Annotated in this window: 15 protein-coding genes; 9 read left to right on the top strand and 6 right to left on the bottom strand. The window is 38.9% G+C overall.

From position 1 onward, the window contains the following. Positions 1 to 18 precede the first annotated feature (18 nt). Complete coding sequence (locus FC30_RS01250) at positions 19 to 816, bottom strand: hypothetical protein (protein ID WP_010688325.1); 798 nt, start codon at positions 814 to 816, stop codon at positions 19 to 21. A 510-nt stretch (positions 817 to 1,326) separates the two neighbouring features. Between FC30_RS01250 and FC30_RS09420 the strand changes: the two genes are divergently transcribed. Beyond that, positions 1,327 to 1,488, top strand: coding sequence for a coiled-coil domain-containing protein (locus tag FC30_RS09420; RefSeq protein WP_010688326.1), 162 nt, complete (start codon positions 1,327 to 1,329; stop codon positions 1,486 to 1,488). Between the two features lie 74 nt (positions 1,489 to 1,562). After that, complete coding sequence (locus tag FC30_RS01255; RefSeq protein WP_143828565.1) at positions 1,563 to 2,357, top strand: IS3 family transposase; 795 nt, start codon at positions 1,563 to 1,565, stop codon at positions 2,355 to 2,357. Between the two features lie 41 nt (positions 2,358 to 2,398). On the opposite strand, the gene FC30_RS01260 is transcribed toward FC30_RS01255, so the two are convergent. Further along, positions 2,399 to 3,574: a helix-turn-helix domain-containing protein gene (locus FC30_RS01260; RefSeq protein WP_010688328.1), complete on the bottom strand. Its 1,176-nt coding sequence runs from the start codon at positions 3,572 to 3,574 to the stop codon at positions 2,399 to 2,401. 132 nt (positions 3,575 to 3,706) lie between these two features. Between FC30_RS01260 and FC30_RS01265 the strand changes: the two genes are divergently transcribed. The 7 genes from FC30_RS01265 to FC30_RS01295 are packed head-to-tail and all read left to right on the top strand — an operon-like array spanning position 3,707 to position 11,580. Further along, positions 3,707 to 4,333, top strand: coding sequence for a bifunctional 2-keto-4-hydroxyglutarate aldolase/2-keto-3-deoxy-6-phosphogluconate aldolase (locus FC30_RS01265; protein ID WP_056938453.1), 627 nt, complete (start codon positions 3,707 to 3,709; stop codon positions 4,331 to 4,333). A 3-nt stretch (positions 4,334 to 4,336) separates the two neighbouring features. After that, the gene (gene uxaC / locus FC30_RS01270) at positions 4,337 to 5,755 is read left to right on the top strand and encodes a glucuronate isomerase (protein WP_010688330.1); all 1,419 of its coding nucleotides are present in this window, start codon (positions 4,337 to 4,339) and stop codon (positions 5,753 to 5,755) included. Further along, positions 5,739 to 6,791: a mannonate dehydratase gene (gene uxuA / locus FC30_RS01275; protein ID WP_010688331.1), complete on the top strand. Its 1,053-nt coding sequence runs from the start codon at positions 5,739 to 5,741 to the stop codon at positions 6,789 to 6,791. The genes uxaC and uxuA overlap by 17 nt, the downstream gene beginning before the upstream one ends. Before the next feature lie 2 nt (positions 6,792 to 6,793). Then, positions 6,794 to 7,627 (top strand): SDR family oxidoreductase, encoded by an 834-nt coding sequence (locus FC30_RS01280; protein ID WP_010688332.1) that lies wholly within the window; start codon positions 6,794 to 6,796, stop codon positions 7,625 to 7,627. Positions 7,628 to 7,642: 15 nt separating this feature from the next. Then, the gene (locus FC30_RS01285) at positions 7,643 to 8,992 is read left to right on the top strand and encodes a glycoside-pentoside-hexuronide (GPH):cation symporter (RefSeq protein ID WP_010688333.1); all 1,350 of its coding nucleotides are present in this window, start codon (positions 7,643 to 7,645) and stop codon (positions 8,990 to 8,992) included. A 5-nt stretch (positions 8,993 to 8,997) separates the two neighbouring features. Then, positions 8,998 to 9,801, top strand: a complete 804-nt coding sequence (locus tag FC30_RS01290; RefSeq protein ID WP_010688334.1) for an HAD family hydrolase — start codon at positions 8,998 to 9,000, stop codon at positions 9,799 to 9,801. Between the two features lie 12 nt (positions 9,802 to 9,813). Continuing rightward, the gene (locus tag FC30_RS01295; RefSeq protein WP_010688335.1) at positions 9,814 to 11,580 is read left to right on the top strand and encodes a glycoside hydrolase family 3 protein; all 1,767 of its coding nucleotides are present in this window, start codon (positions 9,814 to 9,816) and stop codon (positions 11,578 to 11,580) included. 358 nt (positions 11,581 to 11,938) lie between these two features. On the opposite strand, the gene FC30_RS01300 is transcribed toward FC30_RS01295, so the two are convergent. The 4 genes from FC30_RS01300 to FC30_RS01315 all read right to left on the bottom strand — a co-directional run bounded on the left by FC30_RS01300 (position 11,939) and on the right by FC30_RS01315 (position 15,126). Continuing rightward, positions 11,939 to 12,142 carry a hypothetical protein gene (locus tag FC30_RS01300; protein ID WP_010688336.1) on the bottom strand — a complete coding sequence of 68 codons (204 nt, stop codon included), beginning with the start codon at positions 12,140 to 12,142 and terminating at the stop codon, positions 11,939 to 11,941. A gap of 15 nt (positions 12,143 to 12,157) precedes the next feature. Beyond that, positions 12,158 to 12,580, bottom strand: a complete 423-nt coding sequence (locus FC30_RS01305; protein ID WP_050778939.1) for a hypothetical protein — start codon at positions 12,578 to 12,580, stop codon at positions 12,158 to 12,160. 374 nt (positions 12,581 to 12,954) lie between these two features. Continuing rightward, complete coding sequence (locus FC30_RS01310; RefSeq protein ID WP_010688338.1) at positions 12,955 to 13,959, bottom strand: Abi family protein; 1,005 nt, start codon at positions 13,957 to 13,959, stop codon at positions 12,955 to 12,957. Between the two features lie 309 nt (positions 13,960 to 14,268). After that, positions 14,269 to 15,126 (bottom strand): MurR/RpiR family transcriptional regulator, encoded by an 858-nt coding sequence (locus tag FC30_RS01315; RefSeq protein WP_010688339.1) that lies wholly within the window; start codon positions 15,124 to 15,126, stop codon positions 14,269 to 14,271. Positions 15,127 to 15,183: the final 57 nt, after the last annotated feature.

Consider the following 15,183-nt stretch of genomic DNA (forward strand, 5'->3'; position numbering starts at 1 on the left):
AGTCTTAGAAGAGGAAAGTCATTCTTCAATAAATTGGCATGGGCGTTCTCCATTAAGTTCCTGCTCTATAGTACTGCAAAAATTATCAGCTGTAAGAATATTTATTTCTCTCAATTCGCCAGGCTGAGCATCTCTATACGTACACACGAGATAGCTTTTAACTTCTAAATTTTTATCTATTGTTACTCTATGATGATTCATAAGCCATTCTTTGTATCTAATAGCCTGAGCTACATCATCTTTATTGTCATCAACCTGAGGAGTAGGTTTTCGTTTGAATTCTAAAGAAATTACCTTTTTATCAGTAAGTAAAAATACATCTGGCCTTTCATGGACTGCTCCTGGGAGACTATATTCAAAGACTAGTTCAAATTCTTTAACAGCTATATTCAAATCTGACAGTGTACGTGCGATAAATTTAAAGCAATCCATCCATACAGATTCCTGACTTTGGCTTACAGAATTACCTGTGCGTGATGAGTTATCCTCACTCATCACATCATTAACATGATCTTTAAGCGTTTTCACCCATATTTCAAATTGCCTCTGATCAGCAGATATAATATCTCTTATCTTTAGCTTTAAAGCATAGCCTTTTAAAAATTTACTCGCGCTAAAATCTTTTACTGGTTCAATACCACATACTTCTTTTGCAATAGCCAATGTTTCAACATTATACAGCCCATGCCATAGTCCTCGCCCCGGATCCCATCTGAATTTAACACTTTTCATCTTATCTCTTGTAACTTCATCCGGAATAATACCATTAAAATTTATTTCAATTCTATTTCCTGCTGTTACAGTGTACGTTGCCACTTCAAGCCCTCCATCCCCTGTTTATCTAGATGTACATTTTTAGATATAAGCAAAATTTTTGCGCAAAAAAAGGACATTAGATGCCCTCCTGTTATCCAATTAATTCACCACAAACAATCAATAAAGGAGTGTGACATTTATGTCCTATAATTATTTTATCTTAAAAATGTTAGATATTAAAGAAAAAACTCGGGATAATTGACTGAATTAACCAAACTTCTTGGTAATTAGAGCTAGGTACAGCTATTTACAACTTAAAAATCAAATATTATATCAAAAATATAATTATTCAACCGGAAGATCGAAAGGTACTACTCGAATGCTGCTACCAAGCCGGAGCTGTTGTGACTTTAGAAGTCATCAATTTTTTACTAATTGATTGTATTTTCACAAAAAACACTTCCTACATTTTGATATGATCCCCTTAGAGTAGACACAGAAATAATAAAAATTCTGTGATTCTATTCTAGGAGAGATTTTTAATGTCTAAAAGAAGTACTAAACACACGATTGAAGAGCGGTAAGGATCGTGAATTTGAAACGCTATCCGAAACTGAATGCCTCAAACTGGAGATCTTACACCTAAAAGAAAGAAACGAATATTTAGAAGCTGAAAATGTCATCTTAAAAAATTGGACGAGCTCGGAAGGAGGAGATAATTCAAGTACCTAAAAAGATTCGGTTTAGAGCTATCAAGAAAGTCTTAGATAATGAGCTCAAACTAAACGTTAAAATACTGTGTAAAAATATCAAAAGTTTCTCGTTCTGGCTATTATCGCTATTTAAGTGCACCTAAATCGAATCGATGTCTAGAAAACGGAGGGCTAAGTGAGATCATCAAAAAGGAATTTCATGCTTTAAAGGGCATATACGGGGCTCGGCATATCAAAATATTGATCGAGCGAAAATACGGTAAACATTATAATCTAAAACGCATCAAACGTTTAATGCGCAAATTAGGTCTAGCAGCACCGATCAGAAGAAAACGCAAAGGTTGTACTAAGACAGATTATTCAAACTATGAAAAAAACATCTTAGATCGAGATTTTACAGCGAAAGCCCTTAATCAAAAATGGGTGACTGATGTAACTTATTTGGAATATGGCTTGGTTCAAAAGGTTTACCTAAGTGCCATCAAAGACTTATACGATGGGGGTATCGTAAGTTTTGAGATCGGTAAACATAATGATAATCCACTTGTCATGCGGACTTTGGAGAAATCCTTTAAGACACTAAATGGTGATGATCTGTTATTACACAGTGATCGTGGAGCACAATACACCTCAAAAGAATATGTCCGAATGACTTCAGATTACGCGGTGCGTCGAAGTATGTCACGCGTAGCTAAATGTCTCGATAATGTACCATGTGTTAACTACGATTTTACTTGTTGCTATTTTGAAATGCCTCGCAATATTTTTTTATCCCTGAGGATGCCTTTATTATGTCATCTTAAGCATTGGGGTAAAGCAACGGTAAAAACTTATATTATCCTTGTAGTTTGTAAAATTTCCATTATAGCTTTTCTATCGACCAAGTAAAATGGCGGTAAAAAGTATAGCCTGACTTAACACATATGATATTACTGTTTTGAATATTCTTTAGGCGAATACCCCAACTTCTTCTTAAACACCTTTGAAAAATAGCCATAGTCATAATATCCCAAACTATACGCAATTTCATTCAAGGTCATACTTCCTTCTTTGATCAGATATTCAGCTTCGCCTAACTTCGCATCAGTGATAAACTTCGTGATCGTTGTTTGCAATTCTTTTTTAAATAATTTACACATATACGTCTTATTCAAATTCACGTGTTCGGCGATCTCAGCTAAAGTTATCGGCTTAGCTAAATTCAAATAGATATATTCAATGATGCGATTCACTAAGGGACTATGACCTTTACTAGAGTATTTACGCACTAACTTACAATATTCAAGTGGCATTTCATGATTCAAGTTATTCAACATTTCGATAGTATTGCACTTCTCGATCTCAATTGCATATTTTTTAGAGATGCTATCTAAATAAAATGGATGCACTCCACCATATTCAGCTGCGATCCGATCAGAAACATTAGCAATGATCGCAATATTTTTGGCCACCCGTAGCGGATTACCGACAATACGATCTTTAAATAATAAATAATAATTCTCAAATTTTTCGGCCATTTCAAGATAAGTAGTGAGGTCGCCTATTTCGATCGCATGCCGGATCTTAGCTTGTTCACTATATCGCGCCTCAATGCTCAAGAGATCAGTTTCTGATATCTCATAGTTTTGAGATGACTTTTCCTCTGTTCTAGTTGCTTCAGGAACTTCAATTGCTTCAACTTTCACTAATGGATTAGCTACTAAATTGGCCATCAAAAGCTCAATATCAGTTAATTTTATGGTTTCTAATACCGGTAAGCTATAATGCTCCTTTTTCAAAGAACGCTTTTTAGGTAACTGCTTGGGGTCATTCAGCAAAAAAGGTCCCACTATAAGCCTAGCGCCTAGATTTTCTCGATAAGGAAGTTTAATGATACAGTAGGTCATCCCCTGACCAACTGTGAGCCTAAATGGGACTCCAACTGCGATCGGATTTTGTTCGAGTTTCTCAAGTAATGTTGGTAATTTGATATCACTATGACTATATACATGCGCTTCTAACATTAGAACGACTTTACGACCATGGACTAAGAAAACGTTTAAATTTGTCAATGAATTTATCAAGCGGGCTAATTGTAGTTGTTCTAAATATCCCTTCTCTTCCATTGTATTTGCTCACTTCTTTCTAAAAAAACCAAGATATTACAAATAATGAAAATATATTCCATATAAAATTATACGTTACATTTTATCATTATGTAAAGCGTTACTAATGCTGTTATTACTGGAGGAAATATTATGTTATTAAAAAAATTAAAAGAGAATTTTCTCTTTGCTGTTATTCGTGGACATAGTACTGATGATGCGATAAAAATTGCTGAAGCTAGTGTGGCTGGTGGGATCTTTAACTTGGAAATAACCTATACCACTCCAGATGCTAGTGCCGTCATTAAACATTTGTCCCAAAAATATCAAACAGATCCAAATGTGATCGTTGGAGCTGGCACCGTTTTGACACCCACAATAGCGAAAGAAGCCATTGCTGCCGGTGCTAAGTTCATCGTTAGCCCTCATTTCTCTAAAGCGATCAATGAGGTCTGTCATGCAGAAGATACCTTATATTTTCCAGGTTGCATGACACCCACAGAGGTCATCACAGCCCTGCAAAGTGGTATCAAATTGATCAAAATTTTCCCTGGTGGCGTTCTTGGGCCGGACTTTATCAAAAATCTCCGGGGGCCTCTTCCAGATGTAGAACTCATGCCTTCTGGTGGGGTGGATCACAAAAATCTTAAAGTTTGGTGTAACGCTGGTGTAAGTGCTGTTGGTTTAGGGAACACTTTAGTTTCTGGCATTGAAACAAAAGGCTATCCCGCAGTTACCCAAAATGCTCAAGCCTTTGTCGCTCAAATAAAGGAGTTGTGAAATATGACATTTATTACTGACGATTTTATGTTACACACCCCGACCGCAAAAGAACTTTATCAAAGTATCAGTCAAGATCCGATCATTGATTTTCACTACCATTTATCTCCAAAAGAGATCTATGAAGATCGGCCGTTTGATAACATCGTTGATCTTTGGTTAGCAGGTGATCACTATAAATGGCGGGCAATGCGAGCTCACGGGATCTCTGAAGCAAAGATCACTGGTAACAGTACACCTGAGGAGAAATTTGCCGCTTGGGCTGACACAGTCGAAAACTTAATTGGTAATCCGCTTTATCATTGGACTCATCTCGAACTAAAACAGGTCTTTGGTTGGGAAGGACCCCTCTCACATAGAAATTGGCAAGCAGCTTACAACTATCTGAATCACTTCATTTACGAGCACCAACTTTCAGCACGTAAACTGATCAGTAGTTTCAACGTTGAACTTATCGGAACAACAGACGGTCCCCTTGACTCGCTGAGTTATCACGAAAAACTCGCTAATGATCCTAGTTTTTCTACCGTGGTAGTGCCGACCTTTAGACCAGATATCTTTTTTGATACCACTCCTAAATTTAAGGACAGCTTGAAAACATTAGCTAAGTTAACTGAACTAAATATAAGCACTTACCAAGATCTTCTAGCTGCTCTTGATAAACGCTTAGAATACTTTATCGCCCATGGTTGTTTAGCTAGTGATCACAGCTTTCAAACTTTAGCTCATTATCATTTAGAACCTGAGCACGCTCAGCTACTTTTTGAAAAATTAAAAATGGGACAAGAACTGACTTTGACCGAACAGCTTCAATGGCAAAGTAAACTTTTTGCTGATCTTTGCTCGCTCTATCACCAACATCAGCTTGTTGTACAAGTTCACTTTGGGGCCTTGCGCAATAATTATCGTCGCCTCTTCCAACAATTAGGCGTTGATAGTGGATTTGATTCGATGAACGAACAAACAGAGCTGGCAACCACTTTAAATCGTTTACTAGATGATCTAGCAAGCCAAGATAAACTGCCCAAAATGATCTTTTATAATTTAAACCCAGCCTACAACGAGCTTTTAGCTAATACATTAGCTAATTTCCAAGCAAATGAAGCTAACATCGCCGGAAAACTTCAATTTGGCGCAGCTTGGTGGTTCAACGATACTAAACGGGGAATGTTACACCAACTTGAGACCTATGCGGAACAGGGCCTTCTAGCTCACTTTATTGGGATGTTGACCGACTCACGGAGTTTTCTTTCCTATCCGCGTCATGATTATTTTCGCCGTATCCTTTGCAACTTGGTCGGCGATTGGGTCGAAACTGGCGAAGCACCTCATGACGAAACAGTCTTTGAGTTAGTTAAAAATATTTCATATCGCAATGCACAAACATACTTTGGAGGAAATAAAAATGGAAATGATATTTAGATGGTACGGAAAAAGTGATCCCGTGACCTTAGAAAATATCCGTCAGATACCCGGCATGAAAGGGATCGTATCCGCAATTTATGATATTGCTGTCGGCGAAGTTTGGCCACGTGAAACGATCCGGGAACTAAAAGAAACGACCAAACGACATGGGCTTGAGTTATCCGTTATCGAAAGCGTTCCCGTACATGAGGATATCAAGCTCGGTAACCCTACCCGTGAAAAATATATCGAAAATTACCAACAAACTTTGCGCAATCTCGGAGCTGAAGGGATCAAAGTCGTTTGTTATAACTTTATGCCCGTTTTTGATTGGACGCGTACTGATCTAGCTTTTGACTTACCTGATGGGTCAAATGCTTTGATCTTTGAAGAAGCAGTCGCACAAAAAATGGATCCACGCACAGGTGAACTTGAACTTCCTGGTTGGGACACTAGCTATACTAAGGACGAATTAAATGCACTACTAGATGAATATCAAGCCGTTGATGAAGAAAAATTGTGGGAAAATCTCGCATATTTTATTAAAAAAATCATCCCGGTCGCAGCCGAGGCTGATGTAAAAATGGCGCTCCATCCCGATGACCCACCATTTAGCATCTTTGGGCTTCCACGGATCATCACTGATCAAGACAGCCTTGAACGTTTTATCCAGCTTTATGATAGTCCTTACAACGGTTTGACGATGTGTTCAGGTTCTCTAGGTTCGATCGCAAGCAATGATTTTGTTAAAATGTTGCGTTATTTCCTAGATAAGGAGCGGGTCAATTTCGTACATGCGCGTAACGTTAAGCTCGTTGGTCCACGTTCATTTCAAGAAGCAGCTCACCTTTCCAGTGCGGGGTCGATCGATATGTACGAAGTGATCAAAGCTTTAAGCGATTTTAACTACCATGGTCCGATCAGACCAGACCACGGCCGAATGATCTGGGGTGAAACTGGCAAACCTGGCTACGGTCTATATGATCGGGCACTTGGTGCCACTTATCTCAATGGATTATGGGAAGCTACTCAAAAACAAAGAAATGAGGGATAAACATGATTTTTGATTTTAAAGATAAAGTTGTTGTGATCACAGGTGCTGGAGGCGTTATTTGTGGTGATCTCGCTAAAGCCTTTGGCAAACAAGGAGCTAAAGTTGCTCTTTTAGATTTAAATCTTGAAGCTGCTCAAGCCTTTGCCAGTGAGATCAAAGCTGCTGGTGGACACGCTAAAGGTTACCGAGCAAATGTTTTAGACAAAGATCATCTCCAAGACGTCCACCAAGAAGTAAACAAAGATTTTGGCCCGTGCGATATCTTGATCAATGGTGCTGGGGGCAATAACCCTAAAGCTACAACAGATAATGAATTTCATGAAAATGACCTGCCCGAAGAGACCAAAACCTTCTTTGATCTTGATCCAGCGGGGATCGAATTTGTCTTCAACCTGAATTATTTAGGGACCTTGCTACCGACCCAAGTTTTTGCCCAAGATATGGTAACAAAAGAACATGCTGCCATCAGCAACATCTCCAGCATGAATGCTTTTACGCCTTTGACCAAGATTCCGGCCTATTCGGGTGCTAAGGCTGCCATCAGCAATCTAACTGCTTGGTTAGCGGTCCACTTTGCCAAAACGAATATCAGATGTAATGCGATCGCACCAGGATTTCTTGTTACAAAGCAAAATGGAAATTTACTTTTTGATGAACAGCACCAACCAACTCCTAGGGCGAAAAAGATCTTGGGTAATACTCCGATGGGACGTTTTGGAAAAGCAGATGAACTCACGGGTGGAGTATTTTTCCTAGCTGACCACAATTTATCAAGTTTTATTGATGGTGTCGTTTTGCCGATCGATGGTGGGTTCAATGCTTATGCCGGCGTTTGATAAGGAGAGTTTATTATGGATGCAAAATTAACAACTAAAGAAAAGATCGCCTATGGTTTAGGGGATCTGGGCAACGGCTTGATGTTTCAACTTGCCCAGCTATTTCTATTAAAATTTTATAAGGATATTTTACAGATCCCAGCTTATTGGGGTGGCTTGATCTTTTTAGTCACTAAATTTTTTGATGCTTTTGTATATGCTGGCGTTGGTACTTACGTCGACACGCAAAAGAAGATCAGTCCCAAAGGAAAATTCAGGCCTTTTATCCTATATGGTTCATTTTTCCTTGGAATATCAACGATAGCGTGTTTCTTAGCACCTAACTTAAGCCTAAACGGTCGTATCATCTATGCTTTTATCTCATACAACGTCATGGGTATCTGCTATTCGATCGTCAACATCCCTTATGGCTCGTTAGCCGCAGCGATGAATATGGATTCAGAAGAACGGACTTCCTTATCAGCTTTCCGTAATTTAGCTGCCCAAACTGATGCTTTCGTCACTGGTGCTGCCGTGATCCCATTGGTCGGCCTTTTTGCCACACCTGCTAAAGGATATTTGATCACAGTCACATTCTTTTCAATCGCAGGTGTGATCTCCCAGATCCTCTGCTACAAAGGGACAAAAGAAAATATTATCGATACAACTCCCGCTAAAAAAGGGGATGGTCTTACTTCGATCAAAAGCCTTTTTACAAATCGTCCGTTCTTGATCCTATCTATTTTTACAGTATTAAGTATTGGAGCAATGTTTCTAAAAACAGGGATGCAACTTTACTATTTCCAATATGTGCTAGGAAATGAAGGTCTCGTTACCCTGGTAAGCATTCTTAGTGCCCTATCGATCATTCCAGCCGTTATGTTTTCCACTAAATTAGTTGGTTGGATCGGAAAAAAGAACGTCGCGATCATGGGAACTTTAGGGTTTGCGCTTTTTGAGCTTCTCAATTACTTCATTTTTGGGCATAATACGATCCCTTATCTCATCGTTAATACATTTTCGTTTGCGTTTCTTGGCTTTAGCAATACAGTTGACTTCGCTTTTGTCAGCGACGTGATCGAATATAATCAGTTAAAAACGGGGATCCGCTCAGAAGGGATCGTCTATTCTGGTTACAGTTTCGTGCGTAAAATCTCACAAGGTATCGCGGGTTTTGTCCCAGGGCTTGCACTCTCTATGATCGGTTATGTAGCTAATCAAGCTCAAAGCGCTAGCACCTTAGCCGGGATCACCTCCGTTTACTTTTTATTCCCCGCGATTGCTGCTGTGATCTCTTGTGTGATCTTTTACTTTAGTTATGACCTTACCGATGAAAAACATGCCCAGATCGTGGCTGAACTTACTAAGCAAAAAGAAAGTCGGTGAACTAAATGACAAAATATTTATTCTGTGTTGATTCTGATGGCTGTGTCATGGACACTATGACTTACAAACATCAGCAGTTTTTTGGCCCCTTAGCAGCAAAAATATTTGAAATCCCAAAACAAGAGACACAACGCTTTTTAAAGAGTTGGAACCAGATCAATCTCTATTCTAAAACGCGCGGGGTAAATCGTTTCGTGGGCTTATTGATGACACTCAAAGCACACAAGATCAAGGGGATCCAAAGACTTGATACTTGGGTCCAAACTACCCCCGAATTTTCTGAGCGCGCTTTAGCACATGAAATCTATAAATATCAGACTGATGATCTAAAAAAAGCACTCCAATGGTCAAAAGAAGTTAACGCTGGGATCCATCAAACAAAAGGCCTTGATCGCCCATTTGAAAATGCACTTGCGGGTCTAAAGGCTTTGAAAAAGTATGGTAAAGTTGCGGTAGTTAGTTCAGCCAATCGAGATGCGATCGAAGCGGAATGGGAACGTCACGGCTTATTAGTGGCTGTTGATGAACTCTGGTGTCAAGATCGCGGAAAAAAAGCCGAGATCATTCGTCAACTAAAACTGGAAGGATATCCCGAACAAAACACTTTAATGATCGGAGATGCTGCTGGAGATCTGACCGCGGCAGAACAAAATAATGTTCACTTCTATCCGATCTTAGTCGGGCATGAAGCTCGGTCCTGGCAAGAACTACAAGAAGTTTTTTTACCACGATTTTTAGTTCATCAAAGTAGTGAGCTTGAAGCCAACTATCTCACCAAATTTTGGAATAACTTAGATCAAACAAAGTAAAGGAGAAAAAATATGCCCACCAAAGTTGATTTAACCAAAAAACCTTATAACCTAGATCAAACCGCAATCGCTTGGGTAGAACAGACGATCGCTGACATGAGCATCGAAGAAAAGATCGGCCAATTATTTGTTAATATGGGATCTAGCCGCGATAAGCAGTATTTGACTGATATGGCCGAACGCTATCATATTGGGGCAGTCCGCTATAATCCCGGGACAGCGACAGAGGTTTACGATCAAAACTACATCTTACAAACAGAAAGCAAGATCCCTTTATTGATCGCAGCCAATACCGAAGCAGGTGGAAATGGTGCATGTACCGATGGGACCGAAGTTGGTGTCGAGGTCAAGATCGGCGCGACCAATGATGAAAAATATGCCTACGAAATGGGGCGTGTCTCAGGTGTAGAAGCCTCAGCTATCGGTTGTAACTGGAGTTTTGCCCCGATCGTCGATATCGATCGCAATTGGCGTAACCCGATCATCTCTAGTCGGTCATTTGGCCAAGATCCTGATAAAGTTTTAACTTTAAGTCTAGCCTACATGAAAGGCATCCAAGAAAGTGGTATCCTACCAGCAGCTAAGCATTTCCCTGGTGATGGTATCGATGAACGTGACCAACATCTCTCGTTTAGCATCAACAGCCTTTCAACTGAAGAGTGGGATAAGACCTTTGGAAAGGTATATTCAGGCTTGATAGATGTAGGCTTACCTTCGATCATGGCAGGGCATATCCATATGCCAGCATATTCTAAATACTTTGATCCCGAGCTTAAAGATGAAGATTTCTTACCAGCTACCCTATCCAAGGAACTGATCACTGATCTTTTGCGAGGCAAATTAAATTTCAATGGTCTAGTCGTCACAGATGCTAGTCATATGCTTGGCTTGACTGGCGCAATGAAGCGCTCTGAACTCTTACCAACTTCGATCGCAGCTGGGTGTGACCTCTTCTTATTCTTCAATGATCCAGATGAAGATTTTGGATACATGCTGGATGGTTATAAAAACGGGATCATTACTGATGAACGTCTCCACGATGCTTTACGCCGGATCCTTGGTTTAAAAACTAAACTTGGCTTCCATCAAACGCCAAAAGAAAAAATTCTACCGCCTAAAGAAGTTGCTATGAAACAGATCGGTCTACCAGAAAACAAAAAGTTATTCCGTGAAGTAGCTGATGAAGCGATCACTTTAGTAAAAGATAAACAAGCTATCTGGCCGATCACACCGGAAAAATATCCTCGGATCCTCTTAGTTGATGTTCATGGTGTCAAAGGTGGTTTTGGAGAACTAGTTGCAGGCAATCGCCCACAAGCGATCGATCTATTAAAAGATCTTTTACTTGAAAAAGGCTTTGAAGTTGAAAAACACGTTTCGCCTGAAGATTCACTCAAGGGACTTTCAGCCGAAGAAAAAATCAAAAATATCGCCGGTATCTATGCTGCTAAACGTCCGATCAAAGAATTGACCGATAAGTATGATCTGATCATCAATGTGGCTAATGTCAATCCAGGAACAGTGCAACGTATCGTTTGGCCTGCAAGTAAAGGGACGCCAGACATTCCATTTTATATCCATGAGATTCCAACGATCTTTGTTTCAGTCCAATGTCCATTCCACTTAGCTGATGTGCCACAAGTTAAGACCTATATCAACACCTACGACGGAAAACAAGAAACACTTGAAAGTTTAGTAGATAAATTGATAGGAGAAGATAGCTTTAGAGGCACAAGTCCAGTTGATGCATACTGTGGGTTGAGCGACACTTATATTTAACACAAAAAACTGCGCACTTCATCCGAAGTCAGCGCAGTTTTTTCTATTCCACAGCCATGCTTTTAGGCCGGTACCCTTGCAACGATTCCATCCCCATAAATACTGCTTTCTTATATGCGATCTCAGCAAAATTCACTGACCCCTAGGGGCAGACTTATCTATTTAGACACATTTTTGAGTGCGATCCGCCTTAAGTCACTTGATAAGCTCGCAAAGTGCTACTAAAACTTTCTCTTTGTCCCACACTGTTTTTAAAATTTATAAAGGCCTTGCGCTCATCATCTATGACCTTACTATCTGCAATAAACAAAAAGGAAGCCAAAAATATCTGACTTCCTCAGGTGCGATCTCTTGCAAACTATTTCTTTTTATTTTTCAAAGATCTTATCTTGATACCGATAAAAAATATTATGATAGAAAAAAGCGAAGCATAGATACCATCGCGGTTAAAATCACCCGTAAACACTAGAGATATTGTTATTCCAAAGATACCACCGATCACCACTGCCAATAAGGCTGTGATATATGGGTGTTTTGTCGTGAAATCTTCATCTTTCTTCACAATGATCACCTCGATCTAGCGGGTCGAATATCTTGTTGCAACAACATTTTCTCGGGCGTCATAGCCATTTTGAAAATAAAAACCGACCCAGCCATTTTTATTGGTGTCCCATTGCTTAGCCACAGCTTCTCCAGGTTTACTACCTAATTTTGTCCAACTAGCAGCTTGTAACATTCCATGAATAGCCCAACCTGGTATAGGGACTAATGGACTGATCGTTGCCCCTATACCAGTATATAACGCAGCATTGATCGCATTTGCTAGAACACCTGTACTCACAGCAATGTGTGTATAATTCCATGTGCTATCCCACCTAGCTACGTCGGCTGTTTCTCCATTTGTAACAACTATCCCCTGCTCTTTTGTCTCTTCTATGGTTACTTTCTTCTCTAATTTCTCTTCATACGATATTTGAGAGTTATCACTACTTCTGCCCAATTCGTTTGCGCTTACATTTTCATTAAAAGAAAAAACAAATACTGTACAAAAATTAATGCGCCATATGAAAAAAGAGTTCTTAATTTCAACATATCCAACTCCTCCTCGTAAATCAACACACCACTACTGATCAACAAATATTTTGCGCAATATAACTATGACTTAATATATCACTTTTCTAAAACAATTTAATACTAAAGATAGCTTAGAGTAAAATTTTACTATCCTTAGCTTAATGCGAGTTAGGGACAGTTTTTACTGTTATGCTCCTTTAGTAAACATTGCACAAGACATAACCTTGCTTCCCCTGTTAATTAGGAAAATCTATGAATTACCTGCCGATGCTCCTACACGAACAAAAGAAGAGATCCAAGTTACTCCTTAAAAATCAGTTCTCTTTCTTTGCTAAAACATTCATATATTGCCTTTTTATCCCTAAATCCATATACTTCGGGCGTGTTAGTTTCATCTAATAAATGATTCAATGCATTTATTAAATTACCAAAGCGATACCGAATGTTGATGCTACTCATCAGTTTAACAACTATACAAATAACAATGGCAAGTCTATTTGTATAGTTTGCACTGTCTTCTTTCTCACTTTTTAAATACAAAACATCTTCAAAATCTTTTGGCAATTTAGGCTGAGTAACTAACTTGATATCAACTAAGTTGCCGTTATGACAACAAATATTTCGCACCAAATTTATACATTCTAACCAACTGATCAACTCATCAACACTACATTCAAATTTTTCAGCAATGGCTCTTCTATTTCTATTTGACATTAACTTAACAATATAAATTGAATCACCTAATGTTAATTCATTCATCATTAACCAAACTGGCATATAAACCTGATCGTCATCATTTTTATCAAATGCTTTAACATCTCTTGAACTTGATCTTCTCGCCTTCCCCGGTATTTTCCCTAAAAATTTATTTTGTTCCTTAGCAATATAATATTTGTTAACTTTTTTATTTCGAATATATTTGTTCTTACCTTCTTTTTGACACCAATTTCTAAATTCCAAATATCCAAAAGGACCATATTTATCGCCCAACAAATATGCAATTCGTGTATTTAACGTTGCTTCTATATCCTCGATTGCATGCTCTACTGCATTTCTTAAGTGTTTATCTCGATAATAACGGGCAACAATTTTTGCAAAATCTACATTATCGTACCTACCATCGACAAAATATGGATAAGCATAATCTTTCAACTGATAATATCCCAAAGTGCTAATAGTTTGTATATTCTTTAAGTACACCGGCAAAGTTTCATCTAATTCATTAAAGCTGTAATCAAACTTCATCCCTCTATTATGGAACAACTCTAGCTGTTCTTTATAACTCAATTGCTCATATTTTTTCATCTTAATTTCTCCCCAAATAAAAAACCCCCACGTACGGTCTCTGAGCATAAGCTACAAATTCCAATGTGGAGGGATTGATCTCTTTTCATCTACACTCTATCACTTTTTGTGAAATATTGTCAATCATTTACTATACTATGTGTGAATTTTTTGTTACTCATGTCATCAACCTAAAACTTCACCGCCACAGCAATCCATTCCTTCGTCACCACAAGCCTTATTCTAGCTAAAATAACCCAACTTACAAGTTGAGTTTTTTATATTAATTTTTCACCACAAAAAGACCCCAGCAACCTCGCTGGGGCCTTCTCATTTATGCTTATCTTCCAACATTCTGATCACATCACGCGTCTGTTCTAGCTTCTGGTAGCTCTCGGAAAAATTATCAGAGACATACATGTAAAACAAAATATCCACCACATACAATTGTGACATCAAACTCATCGTAGCAGCCGTCCGCATCTGATAATCTTCACCTGACAACGAGAATAATAAGTGATCGGCCAAACTGGCTAACTTAGAGTCCTCGCGGGAACTGATCGCGACCACTGGAACTTCCATCTGTCGGGCGATCTCAGCAAGATCTAGGACTTCTTTAGTCTCACCTTTCATCGAAATAGCGATGAAGATCGTATCGGTCTTATGGATCGCTAATGCTGAAACAAATAGATGTGTGTCTTGTAAAAAAATCACCTTTTTACCGATCCGACTGAATTTTTGCAAGATGTCTTGGGCTACGATCGCCGAAGCACCGATACCAAAAACAAAGATCATCTCTTTTTGCTTGATCAGTTTGGCTACTTGTGCGACCGTTTCGTCATTTAAAGCATTATTTGTCGTCTCGACCATATGATTGATCCGAACTTTTAACTTATTCTTGATCGTCTTAGGCGTCTCAGTATCACTGACTTCCTCATAATATTTTCCGTCATCATTATGCACGATATAGGCCGCACTTAATTTTTGCTTGAATTGTGAAAAGCCATCGTAGCCTAAACGACGGGAAAATCTGACCAAAGCAGCTGAGGAACTGCCGATCTCTTGGGCTACTTCTTGTGCACTCTTATCTAAGATCTGATCGCCGACTTCAAAGATATAATCCGCTATTTTTTTCTCGACCGGCGTAAAATTTGAATAATTTTGCCGGATCACTAGTAAAGCATCCATAGATTCGTCTCCATTCTTTACCCATGATTATATCAAAGTCGGTCCCATTTCCCCAAA

The sequence above is a fragment of the Ligilactobacillus animalis KCTC 3501 = DSM 20602 genome, from assembly GCF_001434535.1.
Lineage (GTDB): Bacteria > Bacillota > Bacilli > Lactobacillales > Lactobacillaceae > Ligilactobacillus > Ligilactobacillus animalis.